Origin of the sequence: Mesorhizobium sp. M0518, from assembly GCF_040321125.1 — a bacterium.
GTDB lineage: Bacteria > Pseudomonadota > Alphaproteobacteria > Rhizobiales > Rhizobiaceae > Mesorhizobium.
Genome location: NZ_JAMYQY010000008.1, coordinates 205,407 through 225,023, shown reverse-complemented (window position 1 = coordinate 225,023; position 19,617 = coordinate 205,407). Strand labels below are relative to the sequence as shown.

Here is a 19,617-nt window from a genome sequence, read left to right as displayed (position 1 = left end):
CTTGCGGGGGAGATGTCCGGCAGGACAGAGGGGGGTGCCTTGGCGCCATTCCTTGGAAGTGTGCGTCAGGAGACCTCCCAATGAGCACCGCCACCCGTTCCGTGCCCCGCACCATCGGCGCCCACGCGATCCTGTTGACCTACACGGCGATCGCGCTGTTTCCGGTGATCCTCGTCATCATGAACTCGTTCAAGTCGCGCGCGGGCATCTTCGGCGCGCCGCTGACGCCGCCGACGCCCAAAACCTTCGACCTGATCGGCTACACGACGGTGATCGGCCAGGGCGACTTCATCCACTATTTCCAGAACAGCCTCGTCGTCACCGTCGCCTCGCTGTTCTTCGTGCTGTTGTTCGGCGCCATGGCGGCGTTCGCGCTGTCGGAATACCGCTTCCGCGGCAACTCGCTGATGGGGCTTTATCTGGCGCTCGGCATTATGATCCCGATCCGGCTGGGCACCGTCGCCATCCTGCAATTGATGGTGGCGAGCGGGCTGGTCAACACGCTGACGGCGCTGATCCTGGTCTACACCGCGCAGGGCCTGCCGCTTGCCGTGTTCATCCTGTCGGAATTCATGAAGCAGGTGTCCGACGATCTGAAGAATGCCGGCCGCATCGACGGCCTGTCCGAATACACCATCTTCTTCCGCCTGGTGCTGCCGCTGGTCAGGCCCTCGATGGCAACCGTCGCCGTCTTCACCATGATCCCGATCTGGAACGATCTGTGGTTCCCGCTGATCCTGGCGCCGTCAGAAGAAACCAAGACGGTGACGCTCGGCGCCCAGCTCTTCCTCGGCCAGTTCGTCACCAACTGGAACGCCATCCTGGCCGCACTGTCGCTGGCGATCATGCCGGTGCTGATCCTCTACGTCATCTTCTCGCGGCAGCTGATCCGCGGCATCACGTCCGGAGCCGTCAAGTGAACTCTGAAACACCTCTTCGCGTCGTCGTTGCCGGCCTCGGCAATATGGGCCGCAGCCACGCGCTGGCCTACCATGCCAATCCAGGTTTTCAGATCGCAGCGCTGATCAACCGCTCCGACGTGCCGCTGCCGGACAGGCTGTCGGGTTACGGCATAAGGCGCTCCTTCGATGAAGCCCTGCGTGACGAAAAGCCCGATGTCGCCTGCATCGCCACCTATTCCGACAGCCATGCCGACTATGCGGTGAGGGCGTTCGAGGCCGGTTGCCATGTCTTCGTCGAAAAGCCGCTGGCAACGACGGTGGCCGACGCCAAGCGCGTCGTCGCGGCGGCGAAGGCCAATGGCAGAAAACTGGTGATCGGCTATATCCTGCGCCATCACCCGTCCTGGATCAGGCTGATCGCCGAAGCGCGCAAGCTAAGCGGCCCCTACGTTTTCCGCATGAACCTCAATCAGCAATCCTCGGGCCACACCTGGGAGACGCACAAGCAGTTGATGCAGACGACGTCGCCGATCGTCGACTGCGGCGTGCACTATCTCGACGTCATGCTGCAGATCACCGATGCCAAACCGATCGAGGTGCGTGGCATGGGCGTGCGGCTGACCGAGGAGGTGGCACCCTCGATGTACAATTACGGCCATCTGCAGGTGCTGTTCGATGACGGGTCGGTCGGCTGGTATGAGGCCGGCTGGGGGCCGATGATTTCGGAAACGGCGTTCTTCGTGAAAGACGTGATCTCGCCCAAGGGCTGCGTATCGATCGTGATGAAGGAAGGCGTCAAGTCCGACGACATCGACACCCACACCAAGACCTCGACCATTCGCCTGCACAGCGCCGCGACCGGCGCGGACGGCAAGTTTCTCAAGGCCGACGAAATGCTGTCGATGGCAGGCGAACCCGGCCATCAGGACCTCTGCGACCTCGAACAGGCCTTCGTGCTGAAGGCGATCCGCGAGGATCTGGATCTCACCAAACATATGGACGACGCGGTCAAATCGCTCGCCGTCTGCCTTGCCGCAGACGAGAGCGTGCGCAGTGGAAAGGCGGTGCGATTGTGACCGCAGAATTGTCGTCACGGGTTGCATTCGCGCCCACATTCCAATCCGGAGGATCGCCGTGGGCTCGCTGAACATTGAGAACGTGAAAAAGGCCTTCGGGCCGGTCGAGGTGCTGAAGGGCATCAACCTCGAAGTGAACGACGGCGAATTCGTCGTCTTCGTCGGCCCGTCTGGCTGCGGCAAGTCGACCTTGCTCCGAGTCATTGCCGGACTGGAGGATTCGACCTCGGGCCGCGTCGTCATCGACGGCGCGGACGTCTCGGCCACGCCGCCGGCCAAGCGTGGCATCGCCATGGTGTTCCAGACCTATGCGCTCTACCCGCATCTGACGGTGAAGAACAATATGGGCCTTGGCCTCAAGCAGGCAGGAACGCCGGCGGCCGAAATCGAGCGCCGCATCGGCATCGCGTCATCGATGCTGTCGCTGGAGCCCTATCTCGAAAGACGGCCGGCCGAACTCTCCGGCGGCCAGCGCCAGCGCGTCGCCATCGGCCGCGCCGTGGTGCGCGAGCCAAAGCTTTTTCTCTTCGACGAGCCGCTTTCGAACCTCGATGCGGCACTGCGCGTCAACACGCGGCTGGAGATCGCGCAGCTGCATCGCCGGCTGAAGGCAACGATGATCTACGTCACCCACGACCAGGTCGAGGCGATGACGCTGGCCGACAAGATCGTCGTGCTCAATGCCGGCAGGATTGAGCAGATCGGCGGCCCGATGGAGCTCTACAATTCGCCGGCAAATGAGTTCGTCGCCGGCTTCATCGGCTCACCGAAGATGAATTTCGTCGACGGCGCCCGCCTCGGCGAAACCGCCAAGACCATCGGCGTGCGGCCGGAACATTTGACCGTCGATCCGAAATCCGGCGCCTGGAAGGGAACGGTGGTGCACGCCGAGCATCTCGGCGCCGACACCAACCTGTATCTCGACTGCGAGAAGGCCGGTCTGATCACCGTGCGGATCTTTGGTGTTTATGATGCCGAGCCGGGTGCCACGCTGTATGCGACGCCGGATCCGGCGAAGACGTATCGGTTTGGCGCTGATGGGAAGGTGTTGAAGTAGCTTGACACCCTCTTCCTTTCCTCTCCCTCCGGAGGGGGGAGAGGGTGGCGCCGCGAAGCGGCGACGGAGTGGGGGAAGACCTGGACCCAAGCCAAAACCGCCATAGGATAGGGACTGACGTGTCAGTACAGTCGCTTCGACAGACGAGCGGATCGAGCCCCCACTCCTCGAGCTTCGCTCGCCACCTCTCCCCCGATCGACGGGGTAGAGGAAAGGCGCGAAACCGCCCCTTCCTCTTCTCATTCCAGAGACACAAGGAGAGAACAGAGAAGCCTACACGTCAGCCTTGAACGTCTGCTTCTGCTGCCCCAAGCCTTCAATGCCGAGCTCCACCACATCGCCTGCCTTCAAAAACACCGGCGGCTTCATGCCGAGGCCAACGCCGGGCGGGGTGCCGGTGGAGATAATGTCGCCGGGGTGCAGCGACATGAACTGGCTGAGATAGGACACCAGATACTTTACGCCGTAGACCATGGTCTTGGTCGAGCCGTTCTGCATCGTCTTGCCGTTGACGGTCAGCCACATTTTGAGGTTCTGCGGATCGGCTACCTCGTCCTTGGTCACCAACCACGGGCCGGTCGGGCCGAACGTGTCGCAGGACTTGCCCTTGGTCCACTGGCCCTGGCGCTCGGCCTGGAAGGCGCGTTCGGAGACATCGTGGGCAACGCTATAGCCGGCAACATAGTCGAGCGCATCGGCCTCGCTGACATATTTGGCGGTTTTGCCGATGATCACGGCCAGTTCGACTTCCCAGTCGGTCTTCTCCGAGCCGCGGGGGATCAGCACGTCGTCATCCGGCCCGACAATGGCCGAGCTTGCCTTCATGAAAATGATCGGCTCCGGCGGCACGGTGGCGCCGGTTTCGGCGGCATGGTCGGAATAGTTGAGGCCGATGCAGATGAACTTGCCGGTGCCGGCAACGCAGGCGCCGAGGCGCGGGCTGCCGGAAACCGCTGGCAGCGACTTCGGATCGAGGTTGGCGAGTGCCGCCAGCGATGCCGGATCGAGCGTCTTGCCGCCGATATCGGTAACGTGAGCGGAGAGATCACGGATCGTTCCATCCGCATCGAGCAGGCCGGGACGTTCGCTTCCCACCTCGCCATAGCGCAGCAGTTTCATCTAAATTCTTCTCCTGATTGCGGCCTCGTGGCCTTTTGCAAACTTTCCGCCAAGGCGATTGCGCCTTCGCGGAACCGGCGGACCGTACCCATCGACCTGACTACGGACAAGCGCGATCGCCATGCAAGATAGCGGCGCGCGGGATTTTCAGACTCTTCGATCCCCTGTCAAACGCCGGGAAAGGGCCAGATCGTCTGGCTCGCGCAAGATTTCCGCAGTCAGATCGACCAGCCGCCGTCGATATTGTACGCCTGCCCTGACGTATAGGTGGCGCCGGCCAGATAGACGGCGAGATCCGCGATCTCCTCCGGCGTGCCGAGCCGGCCCATCGGCTGGCGGGCGATGAAGGCGGCGCGGGCGGCATCGTAGTCGCCTTGCGCGTGCATGCGGTCCTGCAGCGACGGGCTCTCGACCGTGCCGGGGCAGATGGCGTTGCAGCGTATGCCCTTGCCGACATAGTCGGCGGCGATCGCCTTGGTCAGGCCGATGACCGCGGCCTTGGTCAGACCATAGACGAAGCGGTTGGGCACGCCCTTGGTGGAACTGGCCAGCGAGGCCATGTTGATGATCGATCCGTCGCCGCGTTCCAGCATGCCGGGCAGCACGGCCCGGCTGGTGCGGATCATGGCGCGAACATTGAGATTCAGCGCGAAATCGAGATCGGCTTCCTTCATCTCGAGGATCGAGCCGGAATGGACGAAACCGGCGCAATTGAACAGCACGTCGACGACGCCGATCTCGGCAAAGGCGGCGTTGACGGCTTCGTCGTTGAGTACGTCCAGCTTGCGGGTCTTGATCCCTGGCGTCCTGGCGAGTTCCGCCAGCAGTGCCTCGTTGATGTCGGTGGCGTGGACGATGGCGCCAGCTTTTGCGAACGCCAGTGCGCTCGCCTTGCCGATGCCTTGCGCCGCTGCCGTGACGACAACGATCTTGCCTGCCAGATCCGCCATGCTGTTCTCCTCGTCCGCTGGGATAGTCCGGGTCTACCTGCGGCTGGCCAAGGCGTCATGTGCCAGTCACGCGCGATCATGCGGCCTGCGCCGTTGGCCGTTCACTGATAAAGATGTTTTTTCTGGTTAAAGAACATCTGCCCGTGCGTCAACCCCGAACACGGTCTCTACAGCGCCGGCGGGAGCTCAAAGCGCGCGACGCGCTTTGGCTCTTTGCCTTTATATATGTCGTTGCCCCAAAACCGCTGCGCACTTTTGGGCGACATACATTAATCGCCGTAAGGCACCCAGACATTCTTGACCTCGACGGCGCGGCGCAGGAAGGCGTCGCCGGCGGCTTCGTCGGATGCCCAGTCGAGGCCGCGGCCATTTCCGCTCCAGATGCGCTTGAGGTTGCCGATGGACTCGGCTTCCGCCTGGGCGCAGGTCTCAGCATCGGCGAACACCCAGAGCCCGTCGACATCGTCATGCTTGGCCAGCACGCCGGCAAGTTCGGCGCTGCGACCGGTGACGATGTTGATGGCGCCTGAGGGAACGTCGGAATATTCGATGACCTGGTAGAGATCGGTGGCCAGCAGCGGATAGCGCTCCGAAGGCACCGCGACCACGGTGTTGCCCATGGCCAGCGCCGGTGCGACCAGCGAGATCAGGCCGAGCAGCGGCGAGCTGTCGGGGGCGACGATGCCGACGACGCCGACCGGTTCATGAAGCGCCAGCGTCACGGCACGCGCCGGCGGCTGGTGCACGCGGCCCTCGAACTTGTCGGCCAGACCGGCATAGAGGAAGAGGCGCTCTATGGACTGTTCTACTTCTTCCCGCGCGGCCTTGGCGCTGGCGCCGGTCAGCTCGGTGAGGCGGGCGGCAAACTCGGCGGCGCGGCCGGAGAGATTTTCGGCCAGATAGTAAAGCACCTGACTGCGGTTATAGGCGGTCGCCTCGGGCCAGCCCCTACAGGCGCGGGCTGCGGAGACAGCATCGCGGATATCCTTGCGGCTGCCGAGACCAACCTCACCGGCCAGCTTGCCCTTGGCGGTGGCGACAGCCAGCGAATAATTGCCGTCCGGCCGTACCTGCTTGCCGCCGATGAATAGCTTTGCCGTGCGGTCGATTGCCGAGCCGTCGGCCTGCTCGACTGGCTGTGCGGAGGTCGTCGCCGGCTTGATGATCTGGCCGAGCGGCAGTTTCGCCGCGAGATATTCGAACATGCCCTCGCGCCCGCCTTCGCGACCGAAACCGCTCTCGCGGTAGCCGCCGAAGCCGCAGGCGGCGTCGAACATGTTGGTGCCGTTGACCCAGACCACGCCGGCCTTCAATTGCGGCGCGACGTGCAGGGCAAGGTTGACGTTCTCGCTCCACACCGAGGCGGCGAGGCCATAGCGCGTGTTGTTGGCGAGCTCGATCGCTTCCTCGGTATTGCGGAAGGTCATGGTCGCCAGAACAGGGCCGAACACCTCTTCTTGCGCCAATATGTTAGCCGGCGAAACACCTGTGGCGAGCGTCGGCAGATGGTAGTAGCCGGAAGACGGCAGCGCCGCATCCGGCTGCCAGCAGACGGCGCCCTGCCTGGCACCTTCGGCGACCAGGCCCTTGACGCGCTCGAGCTGTGTGGCGTCGACCAGCGGGCCGATATCGGTGTTCTTGTCGAGCGGGCTGCCGACGCGCAGCCGGCTCATCCGCGTCTTGACCTTGGCGATCAGGGCGTCGGCGATGCCTTCCTGGACCAGCAGTCGCGAACCGGCGCAGCATACCTGGCCCTGGTTGAACCAGATACCGTCGACCAGGCCTTCGACGGCGCTGTCGAGATCGGCATCCTCGAAGACGATGAAGGCCGACTTGCCGCCAAGTTCCAGCGACAGTTTCTTGCCCGAGCCGGCGGTGGCTTTCCGGATGATCTTGCCGACTTCGGAAGAACCGGTAAAGGCGATCTTCTGGATGCCGGGATGGTTGACGATGGCCCCGCCGGCCTCAGGACCGCCCTGCACGATGTTGACGACACCTTTCGGCACGCCGGCGCGCTCGCAGATCTCAGCAAACAGGATTGATGTCAGCGGCGTGAACTCGGCCGGCTTCAGCACCACGGTGCAGCCGGCGGCGAGGGCCGGCGCGATCTTCCAGGCCAGCATCAGCAGCGGAAAGTTCCACGGGATGATCTGGCCGACCACGCCGACACCCTTGTGGCCGGGGAAATCCTTGTCCAGCGCCTGCGCCCAACCGGCATGGTGTATGAAATGGCGGATCGCCAGCGGCACGTCGATGTCGCGGCTTTCGCGGATCGGCTTGCCGTTGTCGATGGTCTCAAGCACTGCGAACAGGCGCTGGTGGCGCTGCATGGCGCGGCCGATGGCATAAAGCACCTTGGCGCGCTGATAGCCCGAGGCTGCCGACCACTTCGGCAGCGCCTTGGTGGCCGCCGCAACCGCCGCGTCGATGTCGACGGCATTGGCGTCGGATATCTTGGCCAGCAGCTTGCCGGAAGACGGCTCGCTGGTTTCGAAAGTCTTGCCGCCGGACGCGGCTTTCCAGTCGCCGCCGATGAACAGCGCCTTGCCGAAATCGCGCGCGGCAAGCCATGCATCGGCCTCGTTGCGGGCTTCCGGCGCCGGGCCGTATTCCATGGCGTGGTAGCGGTCGAGAATGTTCATTGGGCGCCTCCTTCACCCCTCCCACTTGTGGGAGGGTCGATCGGCTTGCCGATCGGGGTGGGGGTAAATCTCTCAAGCCATCGCGTGGCGATGATTGGCCGAATAGTGTCCGGTCAGATGGTGCTCGAGCTGGCGCTCGATGTCGGTCAAGAGGCTCGACGCACCGAAGCGGAACAGGTCCGGCTCCAGCCATGGGCGGCCGAGTTCTTCCTTCATCAGCACCAGCCAGTCGAGTGAGGCCTTGGCCGTGGAAATGCCGCCGGCCGGCTTGAAGCCGATGAGATAGCCGGTTTCCTCGAAATAGGCCCTGATGGCGCGCACCATGGCGAGGCCGACGGGCAGCGTCGCATTGACGCTTTCCTTGCCGGTCGAGGTCTTGATGAAGTCGGCGCCTGCCATCATCGCTACCATCGAGGCCAGCATGACATTGCGCAGCGTGGCGAGGTCGCCGGTGCCGAGGATGACCTTCAGATGCGCGTCACCGCAAGCGGCGCGCATCGAGACGATCTCATTGTATAGCTCGCGCCATTTGGCGCCGAACACCAGCCCGCGTGGAATGACCACGTCGATCTCGTCGGCGCCGTCGCGGACCGAGGCTTCGATTTCCTGCAGGCGGGTCGACAGGGGTGCCAGACCATGCGGGAAGGCGGTGGAGACGGCGGCGACATGGATGCCGGCGCCGCGCACGGCATCGACGGCGGTGGTGACGAAGGGATGGTAGACGCAGACGGCGGCCGGGCGGATGGTTTCACCTGATATGCCCAGGCCCTCGACGATGTCGCGGCGGAACGGATTGATCGCCTTGGCGCAGAGCCGGCGCACACGCTCCTCGGTGTCGTTGGAATTCAGCGTCGTCAAATCCATGCAGGCGACAGCGCGCAGCAGCCAGGCCGCCTGGTTGTCGGCCTTGATCGAGCGCCGCTTGGTCAGGCTGGCGACGCGCCGTTCCAGCGCCGAGCGGTTGACGCTGCGCACCGATTCCATGAAGCCGAGATCGAGCTTCATGCCGGGATTGCGCGCAATGCGATGGTCCGGTGGAACGGCTGTGTTGGCGGCGGCACGCGCCGGCAGCGGCGTCACCTTGGACGAGCCGATATCGGCTTCTCGGATTGTGCTGCTCATCTCCTGCCCTTTCATTCAGCGACGTGTGCCGAAGATAGCCCGTGAAGCCGTACTTCACGAGTCCTGCGGGCGGTCATAACCGAAAAAGGCGGCGAAAGCAGCAATTTTGACCGTGCGGTCAAAAGCATAGACTTCGAGATGTTGGTGCGGCTCAGCCGACGAAGGCGCGCTCGACGACAAAAGTCGCTGGATGGCTCAGCGAGCCTTCCTCGAAGCCGAGGCTTTCGGCCAGGTCCTTGACGTCCTTCAGCATATGCATCGAGCCGCAGATCATGATGCGGTCGGTTTCCGGGCTGAGCTTGTCGATGCCGAGATCGCTGTAGAACTTGCCGGAGCCGATCAGCGCGGTGATGCGGCCCATGCGTGCCGACTCTTCGCGGGTCGTCGAATTGTAGAGCGTGACGCGCCCAGTGGTCAGTTCACCGATCAGCGGGTCGCTTTCCAACGCCGCGACCAGCTCCTGGCCGTAGGTGAGTTCCGCATTGTCGCGGCAGGTATGGGTCAGGACCAGCTGATCGAATTTGTCGTAGGTGTCAGGGTCGCGCAGCAGGCTGGCGAAAGGCGCGATGCCGGTGCCGGTCGAGATCATGAACAGCCGCTTGGCCGGGGTCAGCGCGTCGACCACCAGCGTGCCGGTCGACTTCTGGCGCATGATGACGGTGTCGCCGACCTGGATCTTCTGCAGCTCCGAGGTCAGCGGGCCGTCCGGCACCTTGATCGAGAAGAATTCCAGCTCTTCGTCCCAGGCCGGACTTGCCACCGAATAGGCGCGGTACACCGGCTTCTCGGCATTGGGCAGGCCGATCATGACGAACTCGCCGGAGCGGAAGCGCAACGACTGCGGACGGGTGATGCGGAACGAGAACAGCCGGTCGGTGTAGTGCTTCACCGAGACGACGGTTTCGGCATAGACGTTGGCCGGAATCGGGAACTGCAGCGGTCGGGCGCCGACGGTGTTGAGAGCGGATGTGGTGTTCATCAAATCCAACCTTCTGGCCCAACCGTGGACGCGGGCGCCAAACTTTCACCTGCACGCCCGGACCATTCAGATCCCGGCGGGCTGTTCGCACACTGCAAAGCGGCAAGCTCTTGTGTCCGGAATTTATTAGTATACAAACGATATTTGCGTCAAGATGCTCCCTTAAAACAGCTTTCCAAACTGGCGCATATCCGTAGTCCGCGCATTTCGGGTTTCGACGATGGAAGAGAATATTTCGGCGCAAGCGCGCAATTCCCGGGGAAATGTCGTCGCCGGTATCGATGTCGGCGGCACCTTCACCGACCTGCTCCTGATCGACGGAAGCGACGGCGGCCGGGTGTATCTGGCCAAGACGCCGACCACGGTGGACAACCAGGCTTTCGGTGTCGTTTCGGCACTCGGCGCCACCGGATTTGCCATCGATAGCATCGACCTCATCGTGCATGGCACGACCACCACCACCAATGCGGTGCTGGAACGCCGGCTGGCGAAAACCGGCATGATCACCACGCGCGGTTTTCGCGACGTGATCGAACTGGGTCGGCGCACGCGGCCGCAGGCCTATGGCATGACCGGCAGCTTCGTGCCGATCATTCCGCGCAATCTCAGGCTCGAAGTCTCGGAGCGCGTCGAAGCATCGGGCGCGGTGCGCACGCCGCTCGACGAGACCGAGATGCGCGACGCCGTGCAGACGCTGATCGCGGCCGGTTGCGAATCCCTCGTCATCCATTTCCTGCATTCCTACGCCAACCCGGCACATGAGCGGCGCGCCGCCGAAATCGCCGCCGAGCTCTGGCCGAACGGCTACATCACGGCAGGCCACGCGCTGCTGTCGGAGGCGCGCGAGTTCGAGCGCGGCGTCACCGCGTCGGTCAACGCCTCCGTGCAGCCGATCCTCGAGCGCTATGTCGAGCGGCTGCGCAAGGAATTGGGCGCAAAAGGCTATGCCCGCGACTTCCTGATCATGAACGGCAATGGCGGCATGATCTCGGCCCGCTTCGTCACACGTGAATCGGCCAAGACGGTCATGTCCGGCCCGGCCTCCGGCGTCATCGCCGCCGCCTATACCGGAAAACGCGCCGGCTTCGAAAACCTCGTCACCTATGACATGGGCGGCACCTCGACCGACGTGGCGCTGATCCGCAATGCCGAGCCGGCAGTCTCGAACGAGATCGAGATCGAATATGCGATGCCGATCCATGTGCCGATGGTGGCGGTGCACACGGTCGGCGCCGGCGGCGGCTCGATCGCCCGCGTCGATGCGGCCGGCCTGATCCAGATCGGTCCGGAAAGTGCCGGCGCCAATCCCGGCCCGATCTGCTACGGACGTGGCGGCCTCGAGCCAACCATTACCGACGCCAATCTGGTGCTCGGCCGGCTGGCGCCGAAGAAGCTGCTGGCGGTCCAAAATCCCGTCACATCAGAGCGCGTCACCAGCATTTTCGAGGACAAGATCGGCAAGGCGACCGGCCTGTCCGGCGTCGAGGCGGCGGGCGCGGTGCTGCGGCTCGGCAACATGAAGATGGCCGGCGCCATCCGCATGGTCTCGGTGTCGCGCGGCCATGACCCTCGTGATTTCGCGCTGTTCGCCTTTGGCGGCGCCGGCCCGCTGCATGCGACCGCCCTGGCGCGCGAACTCGGCCTGCCCAAGGTGCTGGTGCCGGCGCGTCCGGGCATCACCAACGCACTCGGCTGCGTCGTCGCCGACCTGCGCCATGACTTCGTCAACACCATCAACCAGCCGGTGGCGGTGCTCGACGAAAAACAGCTTCATACTGTATTGGAACGCCACCGAAACGAAGGTGAAGAGCTGATCGGCAAGGAAGCGGTGAAGCCGGAGACGATCCGCGTTACCCACTCCGCCGACATGCAGTTCGTCGGCCAGACCCACATCATCAACGTGCCGCTGCCGTCCTCATCGGTGACGCGGGCAACACTGCAGCAGCTTTTCGAAAAGGCGTATTTCGCCCGCTTCAAGGTCGAACTGCCGGAAATCCGCGCCAACCTCGTCAATCTCAACACGTCGGTGACCGGCGTGCGTCCGGCGATCGATCTGTCGCGGCTGATCGATCCGGCGGGGCGCGCAACAACGCTGGATGAGGCAAGGCGCGAAATCCGGCCGGTCTGGTATGGCGGGCGTTGGCACGATACGCCGGTATATGCACGCGAAAAACTGCCGCTTGACGCTGAAATCGAAGGGCCGGCGATCCTCGAACAGATGGACGCCACCACCGTGCTCGAGCCCGGCGACCGCGCACGCTGCGACGCCGACGGCAACATCATCATCGACATCGGCGAGGCCTGAGATGCCTGACATTGATATGGCAAAACTCGACGCCATCACCCTTTCGGTCCTCCAGGCGGCCCTGCAACAGGTCTGCGACGAGATGGACCTTACGTTCTCTCGCGCCGCTTTCTCGCCTGTCATCGCCGAAGCCAACGACCGCTCCGACGGCATCTATTCGGCTGTCGATGGTTCGCTGATCGCGCAGGGAAGCCAAGGCCTGCCGGTGTTCGTCGGCGTCATGCAATATTCGACCAGGACGGTGATCGAGATGATCGCCGACGGCCGCTGCCTAGCCCCGGAGCCGGGTGACATCTACATCGTCAACGACCCCTATCTCGGCGGCACCCATCTGATGGATGTACGCTTCGCCATGCCGGTCTACCGGGCCGGAAAAATCTTCTGCTGGCTGTCCAACACCGGCCACTGGCCAGACATTGGCGGCTCGGTGCCGGGTGGTTTTTCGGCCTCCGCGACCGCGGTCGAGCAGGAAGGCCTGCGACTGCCGCCCGTAAAACTGTTCAAGAAGGGCGTGCTCGATCCGGAAATCTACGCCATCATCTGCTCCAACATCCGTGTCGCCGACCAGCGCATCGGCGACATCAGGGCCCAGGCCGCCGCACTGCTGATCGGCCAGGACCGGCTTAACGGAATCCTGGATCGTTACGGTGACGAAACCGTTGTCGAGGCGATCGCCGAACTGCGCCGCCGCGCGGCCGAGCAGATGCGCGCCAACATCTCAGCCATTCCCGACGGCACTTACCATTCCAAGGCGTTTGTCGATTCCGACGGGGTGGTCAACGAGCCGCTGACCATCGCGCTCGCCGTCGAGAAACAGGGCGACACGCTGACCTTCGACTTCACCGGCTCGTCAAAACCCTGCGCCGGACCGATGAACAGCGTGCTGGCGACCACTTTGTCGTCCGTCTATCTCGCCATGCGCCATATTTTCCCGGATGTGCCGATCAGCGCTGGCGCGTTTGAGCCGCTTGAAGTCAAGCGGCCGGAAGGCACTTTCCTCGACGCGAAATACCCGCGCCCCGTCTCGGGCTGCGCCGCCGAAGTGTCGCAGCGCATCGCCGAGGCGGTGTTCGCCGCGATGGTGCAGGCGTTGCCGGAGAAGGTGACGGCCGCCCCCGCCGGCTCCAGTGGCAATTTCGCGCTTGGCGGCAACGACCCGGCACGAGGCCGCGACTACGTCATGTACCAGATCTCCGGCGGCGGCTATGGCGGCAATTCAGGCCATGACGGGCTGACCAATGGCTGCTCGACCATCGGCATTTCTAAATCGCCGCCGGTCGAGATCATGGAACAGGCATTCCCGGTGCTCTACCGTCATTATGCCCTGCGCGAAGGCTCAGGCGGCGCCGGCAAGCATCGCGGCGGTTTCGGCCTCGCCTATGAGGTTGAAATCCTGCGCGGCGACGCCCGTGCTTCTTTCGTCATGGATCACGGCCGTTTCGGCCCCCAAGGCGCACTCGGCGGCAAGGACGGCGCGGTCAACATGGTGACCGTCTTCCGCAATGGCGAGGAACATGTGCCGCTGCACCTTTCGAAGGAGCAGGACATTGCGCTCAAGGCCGGCGACCGCGTGCGCGTCGGCACGCCGGGCGGCGGCGGCTACGGCGATCCGCTGCAGCGCGATCCGGATCTGGTGCTGCGCGACGTGGCGCTGGGGTACTACACATCAGAGGAAGCCACCGAAAAGTTTGGCGTTGTCCTCTCGGCCGGGGAGTTGGCCATCGACCGGGCGGCGACCAACAAGCAGCGCGCCGGGTAACGCACCACCGATCGCCTGGCCTGGATCGCCCGCCGCGCCGCGATCGCCGCAGCGCATGTCGTTTCCGTCTCCGTCACACGCCTGGAAGGCCGTAGACTTCCCGCTTTCAACGGGGAACTCGAACATGCGTCTTTCCGGTCGTTTCGTGCTTGCCGCTTCCGTCGCTCTCACCCTTGCCACGGGCGCCGCCTCCGCCCAGGACAAAAAACTCAGGATCGGTACCGAGGGCGCCTACCCGCCCTTCAATTACGCCAGTGCCGACGGCACGCTGGGCGGCTTCGACATCGATCTCGGCAAGGCGCTGTGCGCCGAGATGAAGGCCGAGTGTGAGTTCAGCGTGCAGGATTTCGATGGTTCCATACCGGCGCTGCAGGCCGGCAAGTTCAACGCCATCATCAACATCACCATCACGCCCGAGCGGGCCGAGAAGGTCGAGTTCACCCACAAATACTACCAGACGCCGCCGGCCATCGCCGTGCCGAAGGATTCGACCCTATCAGGCACCTCGCCGAACGATTTGAAAGGCAAGGCGCTTGGCGTGCAGACCGCGACCATCCACCAGAAATTCGCCGAGCAGAAATACGCGGGCTCGACGGTCAAGGCCTACCCGACCGGCGACGACGCCCGCACCGACATGGCCAATGGCCGGCTCGATGCGATGATGGACGGCTCGATCATCCTGACCGAATGGCTGAAGAAGCCCGACGGCGCCTGCTGCAAGCTGCTTGGCACGCTGACCGCCGACCCGACCATTCACGGGCCCGGCGTCGGCATCGCGCTGCAGAAGGGCAACAAGGAACTGGCCGACAAGCTCAATGCGGCCATCGACGCGCTGCGCGCCAACGGAAAATACAAGGAAATCAACGACAAATATTTCTCGTTCGACGTCTACGGCGGCTGATCCTGACGCAATCACCTTCGGCAGCGCCGCCTGGCGCTGCCGTTTTTCTTGGATGATGGAGACTTCCTTGGCTGAGCGGCGTTCCCCTTTCTACAGCAGCATCGTCGGGCTGGGCGCGACCATGGGTCGTGTCGGCGGCGATTTCATCTCGGCCAAAACTTATTCCGGCATTGCCGACGAGCACCTGAACACCCGCAAAAACGTCGGCGTGCAGGATCTCAGCACGATGGGCAAGATGGACGTCAAGGGGCCGGGCGCCGAGGCGCTGGTCAACCATGTCATCGTCAATAATGCCGCCGCCATGAAGCCGGGCCAGGTCCGCTATTCCACGGTCTGCCGCGACGATGGCGGCATCATGGACGACCTCACCGTGTTTCGGTTGGGCCCGGAGCACTTCATGCTGGTGACCGGCTCGGTCAACCGCCTGAAGATGCTGCCCTGGCTGCATCATCACGCCCAGGGCCGCAAGGCCTATGTCACCGACATCACGGCGGCCATCGCCTTCCCGACCATCCAGGGTCCGCGCTCGCGCGAACTGCTGAAAGCGTTGATTGCGGATGCCGATCTGGATGGACTGAAGCGCTGGTCGTTCACGTCGGGCCATATCAACGGCACGCGGGTGCTGATCTCGCGCACCGGCGTGACCGGCGAACTCGGCTTCGAATTGTTCGTGCCGGCCGACGAGGCGGCCTCGCTCTGGGACGCGCTGATGCGCACCGGCCGTGGCTTTGGCCTGAAACCCTATGGCGTGCTGGCGATGTTCACGCTGGGCCTGGAAAAGGCCTACCCGGCGCACGGCATCGACATGGACGAGAGCCGCACCCCGTTCCATGTCGGCCTCGACCGCTGGATCAAGTTCGACAAGGGCGATTTCGTCGGCCGCGAGGCGCTTCTCAAGGTCCGCGACACCGGCCTCGACGAGCAATGGGTCGGACTGATCCTCGACGGCGACAAGCCGGCCGCGACCGATGCCAAGGTTCTGGCCGATGGCGAGGACGCCGGCATCGTCACCTACAGCGACCACGGCTATTCCCTCGGCAAGGTGCTGGCCACCGCGCATCTGCGGCTGCCCTTCACGGCTGTCGGCACCGAATTGAACATTGATATCGGTGGTCAGCCGACGCGTGCGGTCGTGGCGCCGATACCGTTCTTCGATCCGGAAGGGATGAGGTTGCGAGGTTAGCTGACCCCCATCGGGCGTTTCGGCCTTTCCAAGGTATGCGGTCCGTCAACCCGAGCGACCGTCGAAACTTCTGCGGTAGCCGGAACGATCAGCTTTCGCCATCGATCAGCGTCTCCAGCAAATCGAGCAACTGCTCGAGCTTTTCGTGGCCGAAGCGCTGTTCGATGTCGTCATAAATGACGCGACGCTCGGGCGACAGGGCGTCGATCAAGGCGGAACCCGCGGGCGCAATGGTTAGAACGACGCGGCGGCCGTCGCCTTCGGCCTTGTTGCGGGTGATGAATTTGCGTCCCTCGAGCGCCTTGATGATGCGCGTCAGGCTGGGCGGCAAAACCGAGGCGCGGTCGGCGAGTTCCGTCGCCTCGACCGGGCCGGCTTCGCTCAGCACGCGCAGCACGCGCCATTGCTGTTCGGTCACGTCATGCGCGGCAAGCATCGGCCGAAACCGCGCCATCACCGCTTCGCGGGCATGAAGCAGCGCCATCGGCAGAGAACGACGGGTATTTTCCGGCAGCAAGAAAAGAGCCTCCCACGCTTGCGATCGAAACAGGCCCTCCCTCGGCCGAATCCGCCTGCCAGGGCCCGTTCCCGCCTTCCCGTATCGTTGCGCCAAGGCCGATGCAAGGCTTGACTTCGCGCATGCTGCATGTAATTAACGCGTTAACTACAACAAGGCAATAACCCAGGGAACGAAACGCCGTGCCTCACTTCTCCATCGAGTATTCGGCCAATCTCGATGCCAAGGTCGATATGGGCGAATTGTGCGCTCTGGTGTTGCGCACAGTGCTGGACACCGGGCTGTTCGAAACCGGCGCCGTGCGGGTGCGGGCGTTTCGCGCCGAGGCCTACGCGATGGCCGACAGGCTGCCGGAAAACGCCTTTCTCGACATGTCGTTTCGCATCGGCACCGGCCGCAGCGCCGACGACAAGAAGCGGACTGGCGAGGCTGTCTTCGCGGCGGTGAGCGAATACCTTGGCACGCTGTTCGAGACCCCGCATTTCGCCCTGTCGCTCGAAATCCGGGAAATCGACCCGGTGCTCAGCTGGAAGAGAAACGCAATCCACCCGCGACTGCGCGGCAAGTGACGGAACCCGACATGTCCGACCTGCAAGGCAATCTGAATAAGGCCGAGGCCTATCTGGCCCGCTTCAAGCACGATGGCGTGTTGAACCAGATCGGCGGCGAGGCGGTGCCGGCGCTCGACGGCACGACGTTCGAAACGCTGTCGCCGGTCAACCTGAAGCCGCTGGCAAGCGTCGCGCGCGGCGGGGCTGCCGACATCGACCGCGCCGCCAGGGCGGCGAAGGCGGCTTTCCCGGCCTGGGCCGCCATGCCTGGCGAGGCACGCAAGAAGCTGCTGCACAGAATCGCCGACGCGATCGAGGCGCGTGCCGAGGAGATCGCCTTCGTCGAATGCATGGATACCGGCCAGGCGCTGAAATTTATGGCCAAGGCGGCGTTGCGGGGTGCCGAGAATTTCCGCTTCTTCGCCGACCGTGCGCCCGAAGCGCGCGACGGCGAGACGCTGCGGACCACGGGCCAGGTCAACCTCACCACGCGGGTGCCAATCGGCCCGGTAGGCATCATCACGCCGTGGAACACGCCGTTCATGCTGTCGACCTGGAAGATCGCGCCAGCGCTGGCGGCCGGTTGCACCGTGGTTCATAAGCCGGCTGAATTTTCGCCGCTGACCGCCCGCCTGCTCGTCGAGATCGCCGAGGAGGCTGGCCTGCCGAAGGGTGTCTGGAACCTGGTCAACGGCCTGGGTGAAGATGCCGGCAAGGCGTTGACCGAGCATCCCGACATCAAGGCGATCGGCTTTGTCGGCGAAAGCCGTACCGGCTCGATGATCATGAAACAAGGCGCCGACACGCTGAAGCGCGTGCATTTCGAGCTTGGCGGCAAGAACCCGGTGATCGTCTTTGCCGACGCCGATCTCGAACGCGCCGCCGACGCCGTCGTATTCATGATCTATTCGCTGAATGGCGAACGCTGCACCTCGTCGTCGCGGCTGCTGGTTGAAGCCTCGGTCTATGAGAGCTTCACCGCCAAAGTCGCGGAGAGGGCGAAGCGCATCGTCGTCGGCCACCCGCTCGATCCGAAAACGGTGGTCGGGCCGCTGATCCATCCGGTGCATGAAAAGAAGGTGCTGTCCTATATCGAGATCGGCAGGTCGGAGGGGGCCACGCTCGCCGTCGGCGGCGGCAAGGTCGATGGGCCGGGCGGCGGCTGTTATGTCGGCCCGACCCTGTTCACCAACGTCTCCAACGGCATGCGCATCGCGCAGGAGGAGATTTTCGGGCCGGTGCTGAGCGCTATTCCCTTCAAGGACGAGGCTGAAGCGCTCGCGCTGGCCAACGACACCCAATACGGTCTGACCGGTTATCTCTGGACGTCCGACGTCACCCGCGCCTTCCGCTTCACCGATGCGTTGGATGCCGGCATGATCTGGGTCAATTCCGAGAATGTGCGCCATTTGCCGACACCGTTCGGCGGCGTCAAGAGTTCCGGCATCGGCCGCGACGGCGGGGACCATTCCTTCGACTTCTACATGGAGACGAAGAACGTAGCCTTCGCGACGACCGCGCACGCGATCCAGAAACTCGGCGGCTGACCGGAGGAAATCAGATGTCCTTGCCCAAGCCCAATCTCTATCCCGCCTTCAACATTCTGCGCCTCAGCCATGTCGAGCTGGCCGTCACCGACCTCGCCAAATCCCGTGCGTTCTATGTCGATACGCTCGGCCTCCAAGTCACCGACGAGACTTCGGACACCATCTATCTCAGGGCGCTGGAGGAGCGCGGGCACCATTGTATCGTGCTGAAGAAGGGGGCCACGGCCGAAGCCCGCGACCTCGGCTTCAAGGTCTTCTCGGACGAGGATCTCGACAAAGCGGTGCATTTCTTCAAGGGAAAAGGCCTGCCGGTGGAATGGGTCGAGCGACCTTACCAGTCGCGAACCTTCCGCACCCGCGATCCGCACGGCATTCCGCTCGAATTCTACGCTGAGATGGAGCGGCTGCCGCCGATCCACCAGAAATACGTGCTCTATCACGGCGTGAAGCCGCTGCGCATCGACCACTTCAACTGCTTCTCGCCCAATGTCGACGAATCCGTCGCCTTCTACAACGAGCTCGGCTTCCGCGTCACCGAATACACCGAGGACGCCAGCAGCGGAAGACTGTGGGCGGCGTGGACGCACCGCAAGGGCGGCGTGCACGACATCGCCTTCACCAACGGCATCGGCCCGCGCCTGCACCACGTCGCATTCTGGGTGCCGACGCCGCTCAACATCATCGACCTGCTCGACCTGATGGCGACGACGGGCTATCTGCCGAACATCGAACGCGGCCCTGGGCGGCACGGCATCTCCAACGCCTTCTTTCTCTATGTCCGCGATCCCGACAACCACCGCATCGAGATCTACTGTTCGGACTACCAGACGGTCGATCCGGACCTCGAGCCGATAAAATGGGACCTCAAGGACCCGCAGCGCCAGACGCTGTGGGGCGCGCCGGCGCCGAAAAGCTGGTTTGAGGAGGGTAGTGTGTTTGCCGGGGCGAAGGCACGCCAGCCGGATCTGACGGCGTCGCCGATCATTGCGCCGTGACGATGGACGAGG

The 19,617-nt window shown here is 63.7% G+C and carries 16 protein-coding genes; 10 read left to right on the top strand and 6 right to left on the bottom strand.

Annotated elements, in window-relative coordinates:
- Positions 1-80 precede the first annotated feature (80 nt).
- From NKI66_RS14350 to NKI66_RS14340, 3 genes are read left to right on the top strand one after another with little or no spacing between them, the layout of a single operon-like run.
- Positions 81-920, top strand: coding sequence for a carbohydrate ABC transporter permease (locus NKI66_RS14350; RefSeq protein WP_127380895.1), 840 nt, complete (start codon positions 81-83; stop codon positions 918-920).
- Positions 917-1,978: a Gfo/Idh/MocA family protein gene (locus NKI66_RS14345; RefSeq protein ID WP_352752006.1), complete on the top strand. Its 1,062-nt coding sequence runs from the start codon at positions 917-919 to the stop codon at positions 1,976-1,978. The genes NKI66_RS14350 and NKI66_RS14345 overlap by 4 nt, the downstream gene beginning before the upstream one ends.
- Positions 1,979-2,036: 58 nt before the next feature.
- Entirely contained in the window at positions 2,037-3,035 is a 999-nt protein-coding gene (locus NKI66_RS14340; protein WP_023810856.1) for an ABC transporter ATP-binding protein, read from the top strand.
- 273 nt (positions 3,036-3,308) lie between these two features.
- Here the strand turns inward: NKI66_RS14340 and NKI66_RS14335 are convergent, their stop codons facing one another.
- The 5 genes from NKI66_RS14335 to NKI66_RS14315 all read right to left on the bottom strand — a co-directional run bounded on the left by NKI66_RS14335 (position 3,309) and on the right by NKI66_RS14315 (position 9,847).
- The gene (locus NKI66_RS14335) at positions 3,309-4,154 is read right to left on the bottom strand and encodes a fumarylacetoacetate hydrolase family protein (RefSeq protein WP_352752004.1); all 846 of its coding nucleotides are present in this window, start codon (positions 4,152-4,154) and stop codon (positions 3,309-3,311) included.
- 218 nt (positions 4,155-4,372) lie between these two features.
- Positions 4,373-5,104, bottom strand: coding sequence for an SDR family oxidoreductase (locus tag NKI66_RS14330; RefSeq protein ID WP_352752002.1), 732 nt, complete (start codon positions 5,102-5,104; stop codon positions 4,373-4,375).
- A gap of 269 nt (positions 5,105-5,373) precedes the next feature.
- Entirely contained in the window at positions 5,374-7,746 is a 2,373-nt protein-coding gene (locus NKI66_RS14325) for an aldehyde dehydrogenase family protein (protein ID WP_023810853.1), read from the bottom strand.
- 72 nt (positions 7,747-7,818) lie between these two features.
- Positions 7,819-8,868, bottom strand: a complete 1,050-nt coding sequence (gene deoC, locus NKI66_RS14320) for a deoxyribose-phosphate aldolase (RefSeq protein WP_031213095.1) — start codon at positions 8,866-8,868, stop codon at positions 7,819-7,821.
- A 151-nt stretch (positions 8,869-9,019) separates the two neighbouring features.
- Positions 9,020-9,847 carry a ferredoxin--NADP reductase gene (locus NKI66_RS14315; protein WP_023810851.1) on the bottom strand — a complete coding sequence of 276 codons (828 nt, stop codon included), beginning with the start codon at positions 9,845-9,847 and terminating at the stop codon, positions 9,020-9,022.
- Between the two features lie 220 nt (positions 9,848-10,067).
- On the opposite strand from NKI66_RS14315, the gene NKI66_RS14310 reads away from it, so the two are divergent.
- The 4 genes from NKI66_RS14310 to NKI66_RS14295 all read left to right on the top strand — a co-directional run bounded on the left by NKI66_RS14310 (position 10,068) and on the right by NKI66_RS14295 (position 15,995).
- Complete coding sequence (locus NKI66_RS14310) at positions 10,068-12,152, top strand: hydantoinase/oxoprolinase family protein (protein WP_352440645.1); 2,085 nt, start codon at positions 10,068-10,070, stop codon at positions 12,150-12,152.
- Between the two features lie 16 nt (positions 12,153-12,168).
- Positions 12,169-13,911, top strand: a complete 1,743-nt coding sequence (locus tag NKI66_RS14305; RefSeq protein ID WP_352752047.1) for a hydantoinase B/oxoprolinase family protein — start codon at positions 12,169-12,171, stop codon at positions 13,909-13,911.
- Between the two features lie 124 nt (positions 13,912-14,035).
- Positions 14,036-14,812, top strand: coding sequence for an ABC transporter substrate-binding protein (locus tag NKI66_RS14300; protein ID WP_352752000.1), 777 nt, complete (start codon positions 14,036-14,038; stop codon positions 14,810-14,812).
- Positions 14,813-14,864: 52 nt separating this feature from the next.
- The gene (locus tag NKI66_RS14295) at positions 14,865-15,995 is read left to right on the top strand and encodes an aminomethyl transferase family protein (RefSeq protein WP_352751998.1); all 1,131 of its coding nucleotides are present in this window, start codon (positions 14,865-14,867) and stop codon (positions 15,993-15,995) included.
- 88 nt (positions 15,996-16,083) lie between these two features.
- Here NKI66_RS14295 and hpaR read toward each other — a convergent pair whose 3' ends face one another.
- Positions 16,084-16,479, bottom strand: a complete 396-nt coding sequence (gene hpaR, locus NKI66_RS14290) for a homoprotocatechuate degradation operon regulator HpaR (RefSeq protein ID WP_127276380.1) — start codon at positions 16,477-16,479, stop codon at positions 16,084-16,086.
- Between the two features lie 215 nt (positions 16,480-16,694).
- Here hpaR and NKI66_RS14285 point away from each other — a divergent pair, with 215 nt between their 5' ends.
- Genes NKI66_RS14285 through hpaD form a run of 3 tightly spaced genes read left to right on the top strand, consistent with a single transcriptional unit; the run spans position 16,695 to position 19,605 of the window.
- Positions 16,695-17,081, top strand: a complete 387-nt coding sequence (locus NKI66_RS14285; RefSeq protein WP_023810846.1) for a 5-carboxymethyl-2-hydroxymuconate Delta-isomerase — start codon at positions 16,695-16,697, stop codon at positions 17,079-17,081.
- 11 nt (positions 17,082-17,092) lie between these two features.
- Positions 17,093-18,610 carry a 5-carboxymethyl-2-hydroxymuconate semialdehyde dehydrogenase gene (gene hpaE / locus NKI66_RS14280; protein ID WP_352751996.1) on the top strand — a complete coding sequence of 506 codons (1,518 nt, stop codon included), beginning with the start codon at positions 17,093-17,095 and terminating at the stop codon, positions 18,608-18,610.
- Between the two features lie 14 nt (positions 18,611-18,624).
- A complete protein-coding gene (hpaD, locus tag NKI66_RS14275; protein WP_352751994.1) occupies positions 18,625-19,605 on the top strand; it encodes a 3,4-dihydroxyphenylacetate 2,3-dioxygenase in 981 nt (326 codons plus the stop codon).
- Positions 19,606-19,617: the final 12 nt, after the last annotated feature.